Genomic DNA, 17376 nt, shown 5'->3' on the forward strand with positions numbered 1-17376 from the left:
TTGACTGCTCGATATCCACTCGCAAGGCCTCCATCTGCCCCGCGAAATTCACGCCCACCCCAATCCGCACAAGGCCGGGTTCCGTCGGCGCTTACATCCGACCTAGAAGCGTCTCACCTTTGAAGGCATTCGCATTCTGACATTGAGCGAAGGCCAGGTGAGCAAGCTGCATGTCGCCCTCAAGGGCACCATGAATGAAATGTTCCTCGATGAACTCGCGCTCAAGACGCGCCGGGGGCTGGAAGGCCGCGTCCTGCAAGGCAAAAGCGCGGGCGGCTTGTCCTATGGCTATTCCATGGTCCGCAAGTTCGACGGCAACGGCCAGCCAATCCGTGGCGAGCGAACGATCAATGAGGACGAAGCCAAGATTGTCCGCCAGATTTTCTCTGACTATCTCAAGGGTAAGTCACCGCGCAAGATCGCGCACGATCTGAACGCCGCTGGCATATCCGGTCCGCGCGGTTCCGAATGGGCAGCAAGCACGATCAACGGCAACCGCAAACGCGGCACCGGCATATTGAACAATGAAATCTATGCCGGCATCCTCGTATGGGACCGGCAGAAATTTTCGAAAGACCCGTCAACGGGCAAGCGTGTCGCGCGGCCCAATGACGCTGCGATGGCCAAGCGCATCAACGTGCCGGAACTGCGCATCATTGATCAGGAGGTTTGGGACAAGGTTAGAGCTTATCAGCGTTCCCTCGATCGCAAACTGTCGATGGGCGACAAACGCCGTCCGCCAAAGCTGTTCTCGCACCTTCTCAAATGTGGCTGTTGTGGCGGGAGTATGTCGATCGTCGCGCAAGGTCGCTATGGCTGCTCGACGGCCCGTAACAAGGGCACTTGCGACAACAGGTTGACCGTGATGGAATCGGAGATCGAAAAACGCGTTCTTCATGCGTTGAAGAACCGTCTGATGCAAAAGGATCTCTGCGACGCCTTCTGCCGAAAATATACTGAGCATCTTAATCAGACCCGCATGGCGCACAATGCGGCCAGGGCAGAAAATGCCGCCGAACTTGAAAAGGTTGAAAGAGGAATCAAGAAGCTCATCCAGTCCATCAAGGATGGCGTGCCGGGCAGCGTCTTAAGAGACGAAGCGATCATGCTGGAGCAGCGTAAGGCCGATCTGACGCGTGCCTTGGATGAAGTGCAGGAATCCCCCGTACTGATCCATCCGAATATGGCGCACCGCTATAGCATCCAGGTTCGGAACCTGATCGCGTCGCTCAATGAGCCTAAGCGCCGTGATGAGAGCGCACAGATGGTGCGCAAGCTGATCGACAGAATCGTGTTCACGCCGAACGACGATAGAAGTGCCCTTGTTATCGACTTGCTCGGACATCTCGCAGGCATCCTGCTGATGTCGGACCAGAAGAAGCCGGGGAATTTGTGCAACGATATGGCTGATCTGAGCGCAGCTCAGATGGCCGAACTTGAGCAGGTGAAGGAAGTTGCGGGGAGCTTAAACGACCACTGCCCGCCGGTTAGGGCGGGCAGTAAGGTATCGTTGGTTGCGGGAGGGCGATCTAACCGAGACCGACAAAACTCCCGAATGTCGGTCTCTATGGTTGCGGGGGCTCGCAACGACCGAGGCCGACATACTCTGAAGGTTGGCATTTGACTGGAATCGTCTACTGAGGGCTGTAAAACGATGGCCTGCGCTCTTGATGCCGCGCAGGACTTTTCAGGCAGCGTTCTGGTGAGTTCCATCGTCATGGCTGTCCCCCGCGGGAGCGATAGCCGTCGCTGGATCAGTTGCTCTAAAAAGACCACAAGCCGCCGACGTCAATCCGTCGGCAGATCTGTCCAATGGATGTTCTTCGATATGACATCGCCACGCTTCGCAATCCAACGAGCCAGGCTCAGAAACGCGCCATCGCCCACCGGTGAACGGTTGCTCTCAGTCATTCGCCACACAACAAATCCCCCGCTTTAGTCCAGTGAGGTCATCGAAAATGCAGAGCAAGCTGCATCGTGTCGGTGGTATCACCTGATCACCCGAGGTCGACCGGCGAGCGTCGCGAAGACCATGACCAATGCGCTCGCCGCGACGAGCAACGACAACGGCACGCGCCAGTCTCCGGTCGCATCGTGAAGCACACCGACCAGTAGCGGCCCCGCTGCCGCGCCCAGATAACCGACGAACTGCGCCATGCCGGAAAGGGCGCCTGCTTGATGGTGGTCATGGGTACGGAGGGTGAAAAGCGTGAGGCTCGTCACCATTGCTATGCCCGCGCCCATGCCGGCGCTCACCAGCCACAGGAGCGACAGGTCGGGTCGCAGCAACAATCCAACCGTTCCAATGAGCAGGAAAACGCCACAAACCAATCCCAGCCCGCGCTGGTCCCGGAAGCGGCGGATCAGCGCTGCGCCGCCAAGGTTGGTCGCGACCGCGACCACCTGATAGACGAGCAGTTGCAGGCCCGCCGTGGCGGGGGAAACGCCCGAAGCCGCCACGTAGGAGGCGAACCAATCGACAATAGCGTAGAACACCAGCGAATGCAGCGCGAAGAAGAGCGAGACCTGCCAGCCGATCGGATGGCGCCAGGGCAAGACGGCAGGTTGAGCGGTATCTGCCGCGGCGAGGTGATTGTGACGGCCTCTCATCTGCGGCAGCCAGACGATCGCCGTCACCAGCGACAGTAGCGCCCAGCAGCCGAGCGACCAGCGCCAACTCAAGTTTGGGAGGGCAGCAATGGGCACTGCCAGCCCGGCGGACAGGCCGGCCATGCCTGCCATCGCGGCGGCATAAAGGCCAATCAGCCCCGCTCCCCCTGAAGGAAAGTCACGCTTTACCAGCCCTGGCAGAAGGACGTTACCAAAGGCAATCCCGGCGCTCAGAAGGATGGTACCAACCCAGATCGCCGCAGGAAACGAAAGCGACCGGACAATTGTACCGACCAATATCGCCGCGATCGCCGCACCCAGCACTCGCTCAAGCCCGTGCTTACGCCCGACAATCGGCGCGACCAGTGACAGAAGCGCGAAGATGATCAGCGGAAGCGCGTTCAGGAGTCCGGCTGCGACCCCGTCGAGGCGAAGGTCCTGCTGGATTTCAGGCAGCACCGGGCCAAGACTAGTGATGGGGGCGCGCAAATTAGCGCCGATCAGGATAATGCCGACATAGAGGACTAAACCGCCCTGTCGGCTTGAAACGGATATGTTTGAAGAAGACATTACGACAACCTGCATGGCCACCTGAGCTGGAGGGCACAGGCAGACCGATGGCGCGTTGGTTGACGTTAACGCTTACGCGGGAAGCGGAATGAGCCTCCCGTCTGTGCGTGCGATATTCGGCCGCCCAGATATCGTCAACTCCTATTTCCAGAGCCCATCGGATCGCGGTAGGCGAGCAGGCGCAGCGCATTGAACACCACCAGCAGCGTCGAGCCCTCGTGCATCGCCACCGCCGGGCCAATGCCCAGGCCGAGGATAGTCGCGGGCACAAGGAACGCGACCACGCCGAGGCTGACGAACACATTCTGCCGGATGATGCCGCGGGTGTGGCGGCTCAAGCCTACCGCGAACGGCAGATGCGCGAGATTGTCGGCCATCAGCGCGACGTCGGCGGTCTCCAGTGCCACGTCCGATCCGGCAGCACCCATCGCGATGCCGACGGTCGCCGATGCCATCGCTGGCGCGTCGTTGACGCCATCACCGACCATCGCGACCTTGTCCTCGCCGGCGAGCTTCTTGATCGAGGCGACCTTATCCTCCGGCATCAGATCGCCCCACGCCTCGTCGAGACCGACATCCTTGGCGATGGCGTCGGCGACCTTCTGGTGATCCCCCGAGATCATCATCATGCGGGTGATCCCCATCTCGCGCAGGCGCTTGAGGGCGACCTTGGCCGCCTCGCGCGGCGTGTCCATCAGCCCGATCGCGCCGATGTCCCGATCGCCCTTGCGCACCACCATCGTGGTGCGCCCGCCTTCGCGCAGGGTCGCGATCGCGTCCATCGCCGCCGCATTCAACGTGGGGATGCCCTCCACGCCGAACATCTCGGCCTTGCCGATCCACACCGTCTCGCCATCGACGGTCGCGGTGACGCCGCGGCCGGTCAGGCTCTTGAGGTCGGTCGCGTTTGGCAGGTCACGCTCGCCGAGGCGCTCGCGTCCATCCTTGACGATCGCCTGCGCCAGCGGGTGATCGCTCAAGGCTTCGACCGCGACGGCGAGCGCCAACAGATCCTCCTCGCTCGCGCCGTCGACCGGCACAACCTCGGTAATGCGGGGCAGCCCCTCGGTCAGCGTGCCCGTCTTGTCGAACGCGATCGCCTTGAGCGAGCCGAGGTTTTCAAGCGGCGCGCCGCCCTTCACCAACACGCCGCCGCGTGCGGCCCGCGCAACCCCGGACAGGACCGCGCTGGGGGTGGCGATCGCTAGCGCGCAGGGGCTGGCGGCGACCAGCACCGCCATCGCGCGATAAAAGCTGTCGCGGAACGGCTCGTCGACCACGACCCACGCGAACAGCAGGATGAACGAGAGCGCCAGCACCGCCGGCACGAAGACGCGCTCGAACCGATCGGTGAAGCGCTGGGTGGGCGACTTCTGCGTCTCCGCCTCGCTCACCATCTTCACGACCTTCGCGAGCGCGCTTTCGTTGGAACGCCGCGTCACCTCGATCTCGATCGCAGCGCCGCCGTTGATCGTGCCGGCGAATACCCGCGACGCCGCCTCGACTGCATCGGGCTTCGCGCGCGCGGCCTCGACATCGGCAACAGGTTCCTTGTCGACAGGGATGCTCTCCCCGGTGACGGGGGCCTGGTTGATCGCGCTCGCCCCCTTGATGACAAAGCCGTCGGCGGGCAGGCGCTCGTTCGGACGCACGATCACGACGTCGCCGGCCACCAGTTCCTCAACGGGAATCTCCGTGGTCTGCCCGTCGCGGCGCACCGTCGCCTTGTCGGGCGCGAGTTCGGCCAGCGCCTCGATCGCGCGCTTGGCGCGCCCCATCGCATAATGTTCGAGCGCATGGCCGAGGCTGAACAGGAACAGCAGCAGCGCGCCTTCCGCCCAGGCGCCGAGCGCCGCGGCGCCGGCGGCCGCGACGAGCATCAGCGTGTCGATCTCGAATTTCTTGAGCTTCAGATTGTCGATCGCCTCGCGCAGCGTGAAGAAGCCGCCGAAGACATAGGCGCCGACGTAGAATGCGGTCGGCAGCCAGTCGGGTGCGCCGGCAACCAGCTTTGCGATGGCGAAACCGATCGCCAGCAGCGCGCCGCACGCGAGTGCGAAGATCAGCTCGGTGTTGGGGCCGAGGAAGCCGCCATGAGCGTGATCGTGTCCATCCCCCGGTCCATGCTTCTCCGCGCCTTCGGCATGCTCGCCAGGACCGTATCGTCCGCTGATCTCGGCGCCTGCCGCCCGCACCATGTCGCGCACGCGTGACAGTGGCAGCGCTTCGCCGTCGAAATGGATACACAGCTTTGCAGGCATGGCACCATCGGCAACCAGGACATGCGCGCGCTCGACGCCGGGTTTTGCGCTCAGCGTCGAGAGGAGGCGGCCGACACAGGCATCGGCCGCGTCAGGAATCTCCGGGAGAAGGACGGGGATATCGAGTTCAAGCTTGTTGGTCATCACGCCGTCTCCGCGTTGGTTTTGGTTTCTGCCCGCAGCGGTGCGGCCCCGTCTTCCTCTTCAACCTTGGCCGCTTGCTGCCCGAACCGCGCGTAGAGCGTTGGCAGCACGAACAACGTCAGCAGCGTCGCCGAGATCAGGCCGCCGATGACGACGGTCGCGAGCGGCTTTTGCACTTCCGCGCCGGCACCGCTCGCGAACGCCATCGGCACGAAGCCGAGGCTGGCGACGAGCGCGGTCATCAAGACCGGGCGCAGCCGCTGAATCGCGCCGGTGCGGGCTGCCTCTGCTCGGTCCATGCCGGATCGGATCAGATCCTGCACCGAGCTGACCATGACGAGGCCGTTGAGGACCGCGATGCCCGACAGCGCGATGAAGCCGACCGCGGCCGAGATCGAGAAGTCCATGCCACGAGCGAACAGCAGCAGCACACCACCCACCAGCGCGAACGGCACGCCGGTGAACACGATCGCGGCATCGCGGGCCGACCCCAATGCCCCATACAGCAACAGCAGGATCAGGATGAAGCAGGCCGGGATCACGAGCTGAAGCCGCGCGCTGGCCGACTTCAGATTCTCGAATTGGCCGCCCCATTCGAGATAGCTGCCGGCCGGAAGGCGTATGCCCTGCTCGACGGCAGCCTGTGCGTCCGCCACCACACTGCCGACATCGCGACCGCGCACATTGGCCTGGACCACGACGCGGCGCTTGCCATTCTCGCGACTGATCTGGTTCGGCCCATCGACAACGCCGATGTCGGCGACGCTGGAGAGCGGCACATAGCCACCGCCCGCCACCGGCACCTGCACCTGTTCGAGCAGTCCGAGATCGGCTCGCTCGGCATCGGACAGGCGGATTACGACCGGGAAGCGTCGGTCGCCCTCGAAGATCACGCCGGCTTCCCGACCGCCGAGCGTGGCGGTGATGGTGTCCTGCACGTCCTGCGCGGTGACGCCGACACGCGCCATCGCATCGCGATTGACCCGGATGTCGAGCATCGGGAGACCCGTCGTCTGCTCGACCTTCACGTCCGTCGCGCCGTCCGTCTTGCGCAGCACGCCGGCGATTTGCTCCGCCGTCCTGTTCATGCTTGCGAAGTCGTCGCCGAACACCTTGACCGCGATGTCGCCGCGCACGCCGGCGATCAGCTCGTTGAACCGCATCTGGATCGGCTGCGTGATCTCATAGGCGTTGCCCGGAATCTTGCCGAGCTGGCCTTCAAGACGTTCGACCAGCTTGGCCTTGGCGAGCTTGGGATCGGGCCATTCGTCGCGAGGCTTCAGGATGACGAACATGTCGGTCGCGTTGGGCGGCATCGGGTCCGAGGCCAGCTCGGCCGTGCCGGTCTTGGAGAATACGAACCGGACTTCGGGTTGTTTCGAGACCATCCGCTCGATCGGCACCTGCATCGCCTGGCTTTGCTGGACCGACGTCGCCGGGATGCGCAGCGATTGAATCAGCAGATCCCCTTCGTCAAGCTGGGGGAGGAACACCTGCCCTAGGGTCGTGAAGGCGAAGGCCGCCACGACGAGGCTCGCCACGCCCGCCCCGATCGTGATCGAGGGCCGCTTCATCGCCTTTTCCAGGCCCGGCTCATAGCGGGCCTTCAGCCAGCCAATGATCCTGCCATCTTTTTCCTCTACCCGCTTCGACAGCCATATGGCTATCGCCGCCGGCACGAAGGTCAGGGACAGCACGAAGGCGAACAGCAAGGCGATGATGACGGTCAGAGCCATCGGCACGAACGTCTTGCCCTCGACCCCGGTCAGGGTCAGCAGCGGCACGTAGACGAGGATGATGATTGCTTGCCCGTAGACCGAGGGTCGGATCATCTCGCGCGCGGCGGTCGCGACGACCTCCAGGCGCTCCTTGACCGTCAACAGCCGGCCTTCATGGTGCTGTTGCTCGGCGAGGCGCCGCAGCGCGTTTTCGACGATGATGACCGCGCCATCGACGATCAGGCCGAAGTCGAGAGCGCCGAGGCTCATAAGGTTCGCCGAGACGCCAAGGCGCAGCATCCCGAACCCGGTCAGCATCATCGTGACCGGGATGACGGCCGCCGCGATCAGCGCCGCACGGAAGTTGCCGAGCAGCAGGAACAGCACGACGATGACGAGCAGCGCACCTTCGGAAAGGTTCTTCGCCACCGTCAGAATCGTCGAATTGACCAGCGCGGTGCGATCGAGGACCGGCTGCACCACGACGTCGGGCGGCAGGGAGGCGTTGATCTCCTTCAGCCGGTCGGCGACCGCGGTGGCGACGTTGCGGCTGTTCTCGCCGATCCGCATGATCGCGGTGCCGACGACGACCTCCGTTCCGTTCTCGGACGCCGATCCCATCCGGATCGCCTGCCCGTTGCGGACACTCGCGACCTGATCGAGCGTCATCGGCACGCCCTCGCGGGTCGCGACGACGGTGCGCGCCAACTCGGCCGCGTTGCGGATCAGCGCATCGGAGCGCACCGCCAGGCCCTCGCCGTTGCGATCGACGAAGCCGCCGCCAACGCTCGTATTGTTCTTCTCCAGCGCCGTGCCGAGATCGGTCAGCGTGATCTTGAGCGAGGCCAGCTTCTGCGTATCGGGCACGACCAGATATTGCTTGGCGTAGCCGCCGATCGAGTCGACGCCGGCGAGGCCCGGCGTGTTCTTCAGGAGCGGCGTCACAATCCAATCCTGCGCGGTGCGCAGATAGGTCGCCTTGTCTTCCTCGCTTGTCAGCCGTTCGCCTTCGGGTGTGATATAGCTGCCATCGGGTTGCTGCCCCGGCTCGCCGGGCCGATGCTTGTCATCCTCGCGGTGATCGAGGCGGACGGTCCACATATAGACCTCGCCGAGCCCCGTCGCGATCGGCCCCATCTCGGGATTGACGCCATCGGGCAGGCTTTCCGCGACCCCCTGCAGCCGCTCGCCGACCTGTTGACGGGCAAAGTAGATGTCGGTCCCGTCGTCAAAGACGGCCGTCACCTGCGCGAAGCCGTTACGGCTCAGCGAACGGGTGTATTCGAGGCCGGGAATGCCGGCGAGCGCGGTCTCGATCGGGAACGAGACCTGTTTCTCGACCAGTTCGGGCGAGAGCGCCGACGCGCGCACGTTGATCTGGACCTGGTTGTTAGTGATGTCGGGCACCGCGTCGATCGGCAGCCGATAGAGCGAATAGGCGCCTACGACGGTGGCAATGGCGGTGAGGAGCAGGACGAGCCAGCGCTTCTCGACCGCCCATGTGACGATGCGGGCGATCATGACATCAATCCTCGTGCGCCGCTTCGCCCTTGCCGATTTCGGCCTTGAGCGTGAAGCTACCGGTAGTGGCGATTTGCTCGCGGCCCGTGAGGCCGGAGCGAACGATGACAGTCGCACCGGCAGCGTCGCCGAGCGTGACCGGGGTTGCCTGGAATCCAGTCGCCGTTCGGACGAACACGACCGACTTGCCCTCGACCGTCTGGATCGCGGTGGTCGGCACGAGGATGGCCGTATTGGCGCCGCCGCCGGTGCCACTGAGCTGCACCGAGGCCTTCACCGGCTCGCCGACGCGCCACTGGCCGCTGCCATTGTCGAGGGTAGCGATAACCGGCACTTGCCGGGTTTGCGGATCGAGCGCCGGCGACACGAAGCTGATCCGCGCGCTCGCCTGCCGTCCCGGCGCCGTCACCATCACCGTGTTGCCGGGCTTCACCCGGCCAGCATCTTCCGGCTTGAGGTTCAGCGCCAACGACACGCGACCGAGGTTGGCGATGCGATAGAGTTCGGCATCGGCCGCGACGGTCTGTCCCAGCACGACCGGGCGGGCGATGATCTGGCCGCCGATTGGCGCGACGATGCCGAGCCGGTTGAGCCCGCCCCCACCGCCGCCTGCTGCCGACACCTGGCTTTGTGCCTGTCGATGGGCGATGCCCGCCTCGCTCGCCGCAGTACGCGCGGCGATCAGATCCTGCTCAGGCGACACGCGTTGCGCGAACAGTCGCTGCTCGCGCGCGAGATTGGAGTTGGCGAGGGCGAGCTGGGCGCGAGACGCCTCGACCTCGCCCTTGAGCTGCGCCACCTCCCGGCTTTCGATGACGGCGATGGTCTGCCCGCGCCCGACCGATTGGCCGAGATTGCGGGTCAGCGACACGACACGGCCACCGATCGCCGCCGAGACGACCTGTGTCCCCTCCGGGTCGCCCTCGATTATCGCTGGCAACTCGATCGTGCCCAATCCGCCGACCGTGGGGCGGCCGAGCTGGATTCCCGCCGCCGCGATCTGATCGGCACTGAGCGTCACCTTGCCTTCGTCGGCGTGCCCGCCTTCCGCACTCTCTTCACCACTCGCGTTCGCCGGAGCTGTTTCGTTGGAGGTGTCGCCCGAGCCACCGCACGCGGCGAGAAGCAGCGCCAGCACCAATGGAGCCGCTGTTCGCGGCATAAATAGCGACATGGATCAATTCCCTTGGTTGTCTGGCGCCGGAGCGGTCAGTCGCTCGAGACGGGCGCGGGCATTCTGGTAGCTGGCGAGCGCGTCGATCGCGGTGACGCGCGTTTCCGCGAGCGTGCGTTCGGCATCGAGGAGATCGAGCTGCCCGAACTTGCCCTCGCGGTAGCCGATCCGCGCGATGCGGGCGGCTTCCTGCGCCGCCGCTAAAGCGGGGCCGGCCGCCGCTCTTGCTGAGGTGGCCGCATTGGCTGCTTCCGCTTCCGCATCGGTGATCGCCTGTTCGACATCGAGCGCGGTCACGCGCCGCACCGCTTCAGCCCGTGTCCGCTCCGCGGTCGCCTGCGCAACCGCGGCGCGGCCATTGTTGAACACCGGGATGGGAATCGAGATTGCGAACACTGCGGCGGTGTCGTTGGTCGCCGCAAGCCGCCGCAGGGCCGGTCCGATATTGATGTCCAGCGCCCGGTTTGCCCGGGCAAGCCGGATGCCGGCGTCGGCGATGGCAAGATCGGCATCGGCCGCCGCCAGCGCCAGCGTGCCTTCCGCTCTCGACGGTGCCACCGGCCCGAAGGTTGCGGCGGGAAGCCGATCGAGCAACCCGGTATCCAGGGCGCCGTCGATCGGGCGACCGATCCGGCGTGCGAGATTGGTCCGCGCCGCGTCCGCGAGCCGCGTCAGCCGCTCGACATTGGCATCCGCGTTGATCCGCGCGACGTCGGCGCGCTGCTGTTCGAGCGGCGATGCCCGGCCTGCTCGAACTCGAACCCCGGCACCGCGCAGGACTTCAGCGGCGATCCGTGCCTGATCGCGTGCCGTCGCCAACCGGCGTTCGGCCGCAACCGCTTCGACGTAGATCTGCGTCACCTGGACGCGGATATCCGCCGCCGTGATCGCGGCCTGGAGCTGCGCCCGCGATACCTGCGCACCGGCGACAGCGACCCGTGCGCTGCGCTTGCCGCCCAGCTCGATCGAGATCGACACCCCGACCGTGGTTTCAGCGCTACGCAGCCCCCGATAGGGGCCGCTGCCGGCCACATTCTCAACCTGGCCCTGGAAGCTGGGGTTTGGACGCAAGCCGGCGACGTCCCGTGCCGCCTGCGCGGCGGTGATGGAGGCGGTCGCGGCATCGGCCGCAGGCGCACTGCCGCCGGCCGCTGCAACCGCTTGATCGAGCGATAGCCCGACCGATGGAGAAGGGGCGCTGGAAATTGGCCCCTCCTGCGCCTGCGCCGCCGAGGCGCTGGACGCTGCGACCAATATGGCCGCGAGGATTCGGTGCATGAAAATGAGACTCCTGACGATGGTCGACGGGGACGCGCGCGGGCGTCCCAGCGGATCGTCAGGCGGTCGGTGGCCTCAGCGCAGGATCGAGGCGATAGGAGGCGGTTGCACGGTCCGTAGCCGAGAAAGGTCGCAAACCGCCCGCTGCCGCCATCGACGACAAGTTGTCGGAAGACGGGATGTGGAGAGTTGGCCCGTGACACGTGCCATGATGATGCGGGATGGCTTTGTCGGAGTCGCCTTGCGACTGATCGGCATCACCCTCGCTGTGCATGCTGCCGCTGCATTCGACCGTGGGTTGCCCCGGTGTCTCCAACGCATGGACTGTCCCCGTCATCACCAGTGATGACACGATCATGATGATTAAAAAGGACCAGAACCTACGCAGCATTGCGGCTCTTCTACGTGAACTGCCGCGCGAAGTCATTGTAAGACTTCCGGTGGCATCGGCCGCGCTTCGCGCCATGCCGGGATCGCCTCCGCGAGCAACCGCCAAGCCGAGCGCAGGAAGATGATCGCGATGATTCCACCGACAGCAATATCGGGCCAAGCCGCGCCACTTGCCCCGACCAAACCGGCCGCGATCAACACGCCGATGTTCGATGCGACATCGTTGCGTGAGCATTCGAATGTGCTCGACATATTGACGTTCTCGCGCCGGAATCGCCACAGCAGCGCGAGGCAGGCCAGGTTCGCGACAAGGGCGGCGCTGCCGAACGCCAGCATCAGCGTGGAAGACGGCGGCACGCCGTTTACGATCTTGTCCACGATTTCGAAGATGATGGCGACGCCGAAGATGAGAATGATACTGCCCTTGGCGAGCGCCGCGCCTGCTTCCCATCGCGGGCCACGACTCATGGCATGGAGGCTAAGGGCATAAACGAGGGCATCGCCGAGCATATCGACTGAATCCGCCATCAGCGAGGACGAACGCGCAGCTAAGCCTCCTCCGAACTCGGCCGCGAACATCACAAAATTGATGACCATGACAGCGACCAGCACACGGCGCTGGTCCGCCTTGCGTCCGAGTTCGGCGATCGTGTCGCCCTTCTTCGAGCAGCAGCTGTCAGCCATAATCGTAAATCCGAGTCGTTCCATTACGGCGTGGACCCATGCACCCTGAAGCCGCTATAGGGTCAAGAATGAAAATCGGCGATCTGGCAAAACTCACGGCTACGCGTGTCGAGACCATTCGCTTTTACGAGAAGGAAGGCCTGCTTCCTGCGCCGGAGCGAAACAGCGGCAATTACAGGATCTACAGACAGGCGCATCTCAATCGCCTGTCTTTCATCCGTCGCTCTCGCGATCTTGGATTTTCGCTCGATCAGGTGCGTACGCTCCTGAAGCTTGCCGACGAGCGGGATGCATCTTGCGCGCAGGTCGACATGATCACGGCCATCAACATAGCGGAAATCGACCGAAAACTGGCCGATCTGAGCGCTCTGCGCGCGGAACTGATGCGAAGATTAGAAAATTGCGAGGGCTCGACGATCGGCGATTGCCGGATCATCGAAGCTTTGGCGCCTGCAGGCTGTATCGACAGCGGAGTGAGCCAGGACTGAGCATCCGACCGCGATTCAGTTCTTCCCTTTTCGCCGGATCGAACACGACATGTCCTGACCGCGCCCAGGCGCCTTACGAGGCTCGGTATTTCCAGCCCCACATCCTGACGCTACCGGCGACCCTGTGTCCTCTACGCATTTTTTAGCAGGCCACCTTGAACAGAGGACAGCCATTGCCGGATACACGCTTGGCATATGCATCCCGAACGGTTAACGCCAAGGGCCAGAACGTCTCTTAAATCATGAGGGCTAAGTGACCCGGCCTTGTTATGATCTGGTCGTGATCCTTCAGTGCCTTCAGCCTGGCACGGAAGAATGACAGAAACAGTGGTAAAGCGTCGGCGTGGAGCCGCCCTCGAAGATGCCATCCTCGACGCAGCCTGGAGCGAGCTGGAAGCGCGCGGATATAGCGATTTCACCTTTCAGGCAGTGGCGGATCGGGCCGGCACGAGCCGGGCCGTTCTTTACCGGAGATGGCCCACAAAGGCGAGCATCGCATCTGCGGCCATCGTCCGCCACCTCAAGCTTAATCCCATTAAAGTGCCGGACCTGGGCAATTTCCGTGACGAGATGTGCCTTCTGCTGCGGCGCTTTGCCGATCGCGCGCCCCCTCGCTTGCTTGGTCTCATCTTCGAAATGAGCCAGGACATGGCGGCCGAAGGCACGAGCTTCATGGATGATCGTTTCCAGGACTTTCCGATGAAGGATGTTCTCGAACGCGCGTTGTCGCGCGGTGACGTCGACAAGGATCGCCTGACCCCGCGGGTCGTCCGATTGCCCTTCAGTCTCGTCATGCATGAAGTCGTGATTACCGTGAAACAGATTTCGGACATGGCGATCGCCGAAATCGTCGACCAGACTTTCCTGCCTTTGGTCACTACGCCCCGCTGACTCCCTTCCCACCGTTCGAGAAGGTAGCAAGAGCAGGTTGTAGGGTAAATTTATAAGATACATTGCGAACCCTATTGACAATCGGCCGCAATTTTTAGGATACAGTTCGTATCTTGAAATGGAGATCAATTGTGCCGGCGGGATTCGTGCAAAGCAGCTGTTCAGCCCCCCTCGCCTGGCGACGTTGCGGGCTTGTCGTCGCCCTCGCCGCTACATCGGCATGTCAGAGCAGTCCTGCGGTCCGGTCCGGCTTCCTCTCCACCTATAGTAGCCTTCCGGCTGGCGAGCTGAACCGGAAAGTGTCGGCTCATCACCGGGACGACGCGGCGTCCGATACCGTGAAGACCGTGTTCATCGAGTCCGCCATCATCGCGCCCGATCTCGAAACCGAACTGTCCGTAGAAGAAAAGGCCATGGTGCTCCACGAAGTCGATCGGCAGATCTGCTTTGAGGTCAGTGAACGCTTCCTGATTGCACCCGAACCGGCCCCGAACGCCGGCAGGATCCGCACCGCGATCGTCCGCCTGCAATCCAACAGCCGGGTGGGATCGGTTGCCGCTGCGGCAGTGGACTTCGTCAATCCCATCCCGATTGTCAATTTTCGCGTCCCCGCATCGACCGGCGGCTTTGCCGTGGAATCCGAACTGCTTGCGCCGGATGGGCGGCAAGTGGCGGCGATGCTATGGACGAAGAATGCCGGCATGGTCGGCCGGGTCAAACCCTCGCTCTCGCGCGCGGGCGATGCCCTGCAACTGGCTGAGCCGCTCGGCGACAGGGTTGGCAAGAGCTTCGCGAGCAAGGACCGTCCAAGGATCAAGCTTGGTAAAATCGACCCCTGCGCCCGCTTTGGCTCGCGCAAGAATGTAACGCATCGCCTCGCAAGCGGCGTGGTCGGGGGTGTGACAGGGCTTTACATGCCACAGGTCGCCGGAACCAGCGGGCCGGAAACCGAAACCGAACGGTTTCAAGACGCAAAGCCTGAACAGTGACCAGCGCTGCATGACCACATCCGACCTCTCAGCCGAGCCCGTCAAACAAGGCCCGCCTAAACGTCCAGGACATCAAAGGGAGACTCCATCACATGCCGCGAATGCTATTCATGCCTGTTCTGGCCGCGACCCTGACGTTGGGGGCTTGTGCGACCGACGACTATGGCGGGCGCGGTGGTTATGGGCGACCTGGCTTTAGCGATCGGGATCAAGATTACCGTAATGACCGTCGCTTCGGTGATCGGCATGACGCGCGAGAGCGTCGCCAACTTGGGAAGAAAGACCGCATCTACCGCGACCGTGAGGGACGTTACTACTGCCAGCGCCGGGATGGTTCGCGCGGTGCTATTGTCGGCGCACTCGCGGGCGGTGTCCTCGGCAATCTTGTCGCGCCCGGCGATTCCAGGACGCTTGGGACAATCCTGGGTGCCGGCGGCGGCGCGCTCGCGGGACGGGCGATCGATCGACGGAATATTCGTTGTGAATAGCCTTGGCTTCCACATATCGGGAGAGCCAGGTCCTGTACTTCCTTGCGAGCACCTCGGGTCGCACCCACTTCGAAAGGGGACTCGCAATTCGCCGGTACCAGGGTTTGAGAACCGCGCCAGACGGCCATGCGGGGCGGCACCAACACGCCCGGCCCAGCTGTCGTCCGGTAAACAAGCCATACCGGTGAAGGTGTGAGGGTGTGCCTTGGCACGCCCTCACATTCTTCTCTTCCACACCCCCCAGCCTTCGAACAGGCATGAGCACGAAAAGCGAGCCTCATCATGATAATCTCTCGTAAAAGTTGTAATCGGCATTTCACCGGGCTGCTGATTGCCGCGGCCAGTGTCGCCGCAGCCGATAGCGCAATTGCGCAGTCGCCCGCGCAAACGCAGGCGCAGGCTCAATCACGGAATCGGGACCATATTGTGCTGGGCGTCGGCGTCGCCGCCACGCCTGCCTACCAAGGCTCCGATGACACCCGGATCATTCCCATCCCCGCGATCGATATCCGCGAAGGCTGGTTCTTCGCGAATTTGCGCAACGGCATTGGTGTCATCCCGATCACCAGCGAGCATTTCGAGATCGGCGCAAGCGCCGTCTTCGTCCAGGGCTATCGCGGCAAGGACATGCCCGAGGGCATCGACAAACTGTCGGATGGCGTGGGCGCACGCCTCTTCACCAACATCCGGGCGGGCGGCTTCGTGGCCACGCTGGGGGCCGTCAAGATCGTCTCCGGCGGCACCAAGGGCATGGTCGCGGACGCAAGCGTCTCCTACCCGATCCCGCTCTCGTCGCGCTTCGTGCTGACCCCCACGGTCGGAACGACCTGGGCCAATCGTAAATATAATGATCGCTACTTTGGCGTTACGCCGGCCGAATCGCTTGCCTCGGGCCTACCGCAGTTCGGCATGGGGAGCGGGTTCAAAGATATCTCGGGCATGTTGACCGCAACCTACCGCCTGACCGACCGGATTACGCTCAGCGCCACCGGCGGCGTGACCTCCATGATCGGCGATGCCAAGGACAGTCCGCTGGTCGAAAAGAAGACCCAGCCATCGGGCATTCTCACGCTGACCTACCGTATGTGAAACGCGCGGGCGGGGAGCCATCGCCCCGCCCTGCCCTTCGGCCAGCGAGGATTTTCAAGATGAAAAGCTCCGTTTCGCGGCTGCGAACGGTGGTGGCGCGCGCGCTTGTCTGGCCGGCGCCCGGACTGGGTGTGGCACTCTGGTTGGCTGGATGCGTGAATGCGCCGCCGATCCGCCCGGCAACAGTCGACCTGCCGGCAGCTTATGATGCCGCCGGCGCCGACCTGCCAGCGGGCGCGCTCGATCACTGGTGGCTGCTCTATAACGATCCGCAACTCCAGGGGCTGGTCGATCAGGCCCTGGCTGGCGGCTTTTCTGTGCGCGAGGCGTTCGCGCGGCTGACGGAGGCGCGCGCCACCCGGGCGTCGGCACTGTCCCGCTATGGCCTTCAGGGCAATGCACAGGCGACCGGGGAAATACGCCGGACCGACTATGTATCGGCGCCCGATTTGGATGTCCCCGGCTTGCCTGGCGGTGGCTCGCTAACCAACCTCTTTGCCCCCAATACGAACAAGACCGGCAATGTCTCCCTCCCGCTGAGTTGGGAATTAGATCTGTTCGGACGGCGCAACACGGCGCGCAATGTAGGGGACGCGGACCTTGCCGCCGCGCGCTTCAACTATGAGGGTGTCCGCGCCATGGTTGCGGCCGATGTCGCGCGCGGCCTCTTCGAGGCGCGAGGGCTCGCAGCCCAGCTTGAAGATGCGCGCGCCAACGAACATATCCAAAGGCAGATCGCCGATATTGTACGCGTTCGGGCCGCCCGCGGCCTTGCCGCCGGCTCCGATGTCGATCGAGTGGAAAGCGATCTCGCGCAGACGCGGGCGCAGGCTGCCGACGTGGCGGGCGCATTCGATGCGAGCCGGCGTGCGCTATTGGTACTGATCGGAGCAGGAACAGCGCCGCTAAGGCGCCTAACGATTGGACATTCTGAGGTTCGCGTGCCTGATGTGCCGGACACGCTTCCTGGTGCGCTGCTGATCCGCAGACCCGATATTCGCGAAGCCGATGCCCGCCTTGTCGCGCAGACCGGCAATGTGCGACTTGCCGAACTGGCTTTCTATCCGACCATCACGCCCCA

General features: G+C 63.7%; 14 protein-coding genes. 7 read left to right on the top strand and 7 right to left on the bottom strand.

Annotation, left to right across the window (positions count from 1 at the left end):
* The first annotated feature begins 157 nt into the window (after positions 1-157).
* Positions 158-1624, top strand: a complete 1467-nt coding sequence (locus tag BMX92_RS25630) for a recombinase family protein (RefSeq protein WP_143066911.1) — start codon at positions 158-160, stop codon at positions 1622-1624.
* Between the two features lie 365 nt (positions 1625-1989).
* Here the strand turns inward: BMX92_RS25630 and BMX92_RS25635 are convergent, their stop codons facing one another.
* The 7 genes from BMX92_RS25635 to BMX92_RS25665 form a co-directional block, all read right to left on the bottom strand.
* A complete protein-coding gene (locus BMX92_RS25635; protein ID WP_093022274.1) occupies positions 1990-3180 on the bottom strand; it encodes a CynX/NimT family MFS transporter in 1191 nt (396 codons plus the stop codon).
* 134 nt (positions 3181-3314) lie between these two features.
* The gene (locus BMX92_RS25640; protein ID WP_093022241.1) at positions 3315-5585 is read right to left on the bottom strand and encodes a heavy metal translocating P-type ATPase; all 2271 of its coding nucleotides are present in this window, start codon (positions 5583-5585) and stop codon (positions 3315-3317) included.
* The gene (locus BMX92_RS25645; protein ID WP_093022244.1) at positions 5585-8824 is read right to left on the bottom strand and encodes an efflux RND transporter permease subunit; all 3240 of its coding nucleotides are present in this window, start codon (positions 8822-8824) and stop codon (positions 5585-5587) included. Before BMX92_RS25645 ends, BMX92_RS25640 begins: the two co-directional genes overlap by 1 nt.
* A 4-nt stretch (positions 8825-8828) precedes the next feature.
* Entirely contained in the window at positions 8829-9998 is a 1170-nt protein-coding gene (locus tag BMX92_RS25650; RefSeq protein ID WP_093022247.1) for an efflux RND transporter periplasmic adaptor subunit, read from the bottom strand.
* Between the two features lie 3 nt (positions 9999-10001).
* A complete protein-coding gene (locus BMX92_RS25655) occupies positions 10002-11276 on the bottom strand; it encodes a TolC family protein (protein ID WP_093022250.1) in 1275 nt (424 codons plus the stop codon).
* 58 nt (positions 11277-11334) lie between these two features.
* Entirely contained in the window at positions 11335-11667 is a 333-nt protein-coding gene (locus BMX92_RS25660) for a hypothetical protein (RefSeq protein WP_093022253.1), read from the bottom strand.
* A 32-nt stretch (positions 11668-11699) separates the two neighbouring features.
* Positions 11700-12350 carry a cation transporter gene (locus BMX92_RS25665; RefSeq protein ID WP_093022256.1) on the bottom strand — a complete coding sequence of 217 codons (651 nt, stop codon included), beginning with the start codon at positions 12348-12350 and terminating at the stop codon, positions 11700-11702.
* A 68-nt stretch (positions 12351-12418) separates the two neighbouring features.
* On the opposite strand from BMX92_RS25665, the gene BMX92_RS25670 reads away from it, so the two are divergent.
* The 6 genes from BMX92_RS25670 to BMX92_RS25695 all read left to right on the top strand — a co-directional run.
* Positions 12419-12838 carry a MerR family transcriptional regulator gene (locus BMX92_RS25670; protein WP_093022259.1) on the top strand — a complete coding sequence of 140 codons (420 nt, stop codon included), beginning with the start codon at positions 12419-12421 and terminating at the stop codon, positions 12836-12838.
* Positions 12839-13153: 315 nt separating this feature from the next.
* The gene (locus BMX92_RS25675) at positions 13154-13729 is read left to right on the top strand and encodes a TetR/AcrR family transcriptional regulator (protein WP_093022262.1); all 576 of its coding nucleotides are present in this window, start codon (positions 13154-13156) and stop codon (positions 13727-13729) included.
* Positions 13730-13875: 146 nt separating this feature from the next.
* Positions 13876-14718: a DUF3313 family protein gene (locus tag BMX92_RS25680; RefSeq protein WP_256213634.1), complete on the top strand. Its 843-nt coding sequence runs from the start codon at positions 13876-13878 to the stop codon at positions 14716-14718.
* 92 nt (positions 14719-14810) lie between these two features.
* The gene (locus BMX92_RS25685) at positions 14811-15206 is read left to right on the top strand and encodes a glycine zipper 2TM domain-containing protein (RefSeq protein WP_093022268.1); all 396 of its coding nucleotides are present in this window, start codon (positions 14811-14813) and stop codon (positions 15204-15206) included.
* Positions 15207-15488: 282 nt separating this feature from the next.
* Positions 15489-16295 (top strand): MipA/OmpV family protein, encoded by an 807-nt coding sequence (locus BMX92_RS25690; RefSeq protein ID WP_093022271.1) that lies wholly within the window; start codon positions 15489-15491, stop codon positions 16293-16295.
* Between the two features lie 59 nt (positions 16296-16354).
* Positions 16355-17376, top strand: a 1022-nt coding sequence (locus BMX92_RS25695; protein ID WP_143066912.1) for a TolC family protein, incomplete at its 3' end; no start/stop codon positions are given.

Source organism: Sphingobium sp. YR768 (assembly GCF_900111125.1).
Lineage (GTDB): Bacteria > Pseudomonadota > Alphaproteobacteria > Sphingomonadales > Sphingomonadaceae > Sphingobium.

Bases quoted from the DNA above. Each gene is read 5' to 3' on its own strand.
- BMX92_RS25635 (WP_093022274.1), bottom strand. From the start codon at position 3,180: ATGTCTTCTTCAAACATATCCGTTTCAAGCCGACAGGGCGGTTTAGTC.
- BMX92_RS25640 (WP_093022241.1), bottom strand. From the start codon at position 5,585: ATGACCAACAAGCTTGAACTCGATATCCCCGTCCTTCTCCCGGAGATT.
- BMX92_RS25645 (WP_093022244.1), bottom strand. From the start codon at position 8,824: ATGATCGCCCGCATCGTCACATGGGCGGTCGAGAAGCGCTGGCTCGTC.
- BMX92_RS25650 (WP_093022247.1), bottom strand. From the start codon at position 9,998: ATGTCGCTATTTATGCCGCGAACAGCGGCTCCATTGGTGCTGGCGCTG.
- BMX92_RS25655 (WP_093022250.1), bottom strand. From the start codon at position 11,276: ATGCACCGAATCCTCGCGGCCATATTGGTCGCAGCGTCCAGCGCCTCG.
- BMX92_RS25660 (WP_093022253.1), bottom strand. From the start codon at position 11,667: ATGCTGCGTAGGTTCTGGTCCTTTTTAATCATCATGATCGTGTCATCA.
- BMX92_RS25665 (WP_093022256.1), bottom strand. From the start codon at position 12,350: ATGGCTGACAGCTGCTGCTCGAAGAAGGGCGACACGATCGCCGAACTC.
- BMX92_RS25670 (WP_093022259.1), top strand. From the start codon at position 12,419: ATGAAAATCGGCGATCTGGCAAAACTCACGGCTACGCGTGTCGAGACC.
- BMX92_RS25675 (WP_093022262.1), top strand. From the start codon at position 13,154: ATGACAGAAACAGTGGTAAAGCGTCGGCGTGGAGCCGCCCTCGAAGAT.
- BMX92_RS25685 (WP_093022268.1), top strand. From the start codon at position 14,811: ATGCCGCGAATGCTATTCATGCCTGTTCTGGCCGCGACCCTGACGTTG.
- BMX92_RS25690 (WP_093022271.1), top strand. From the start codon at position 15,489: ATGATAATCTCTCGTAAAAGTTGTAATCGGCATTTCACCGGGCTGCTG.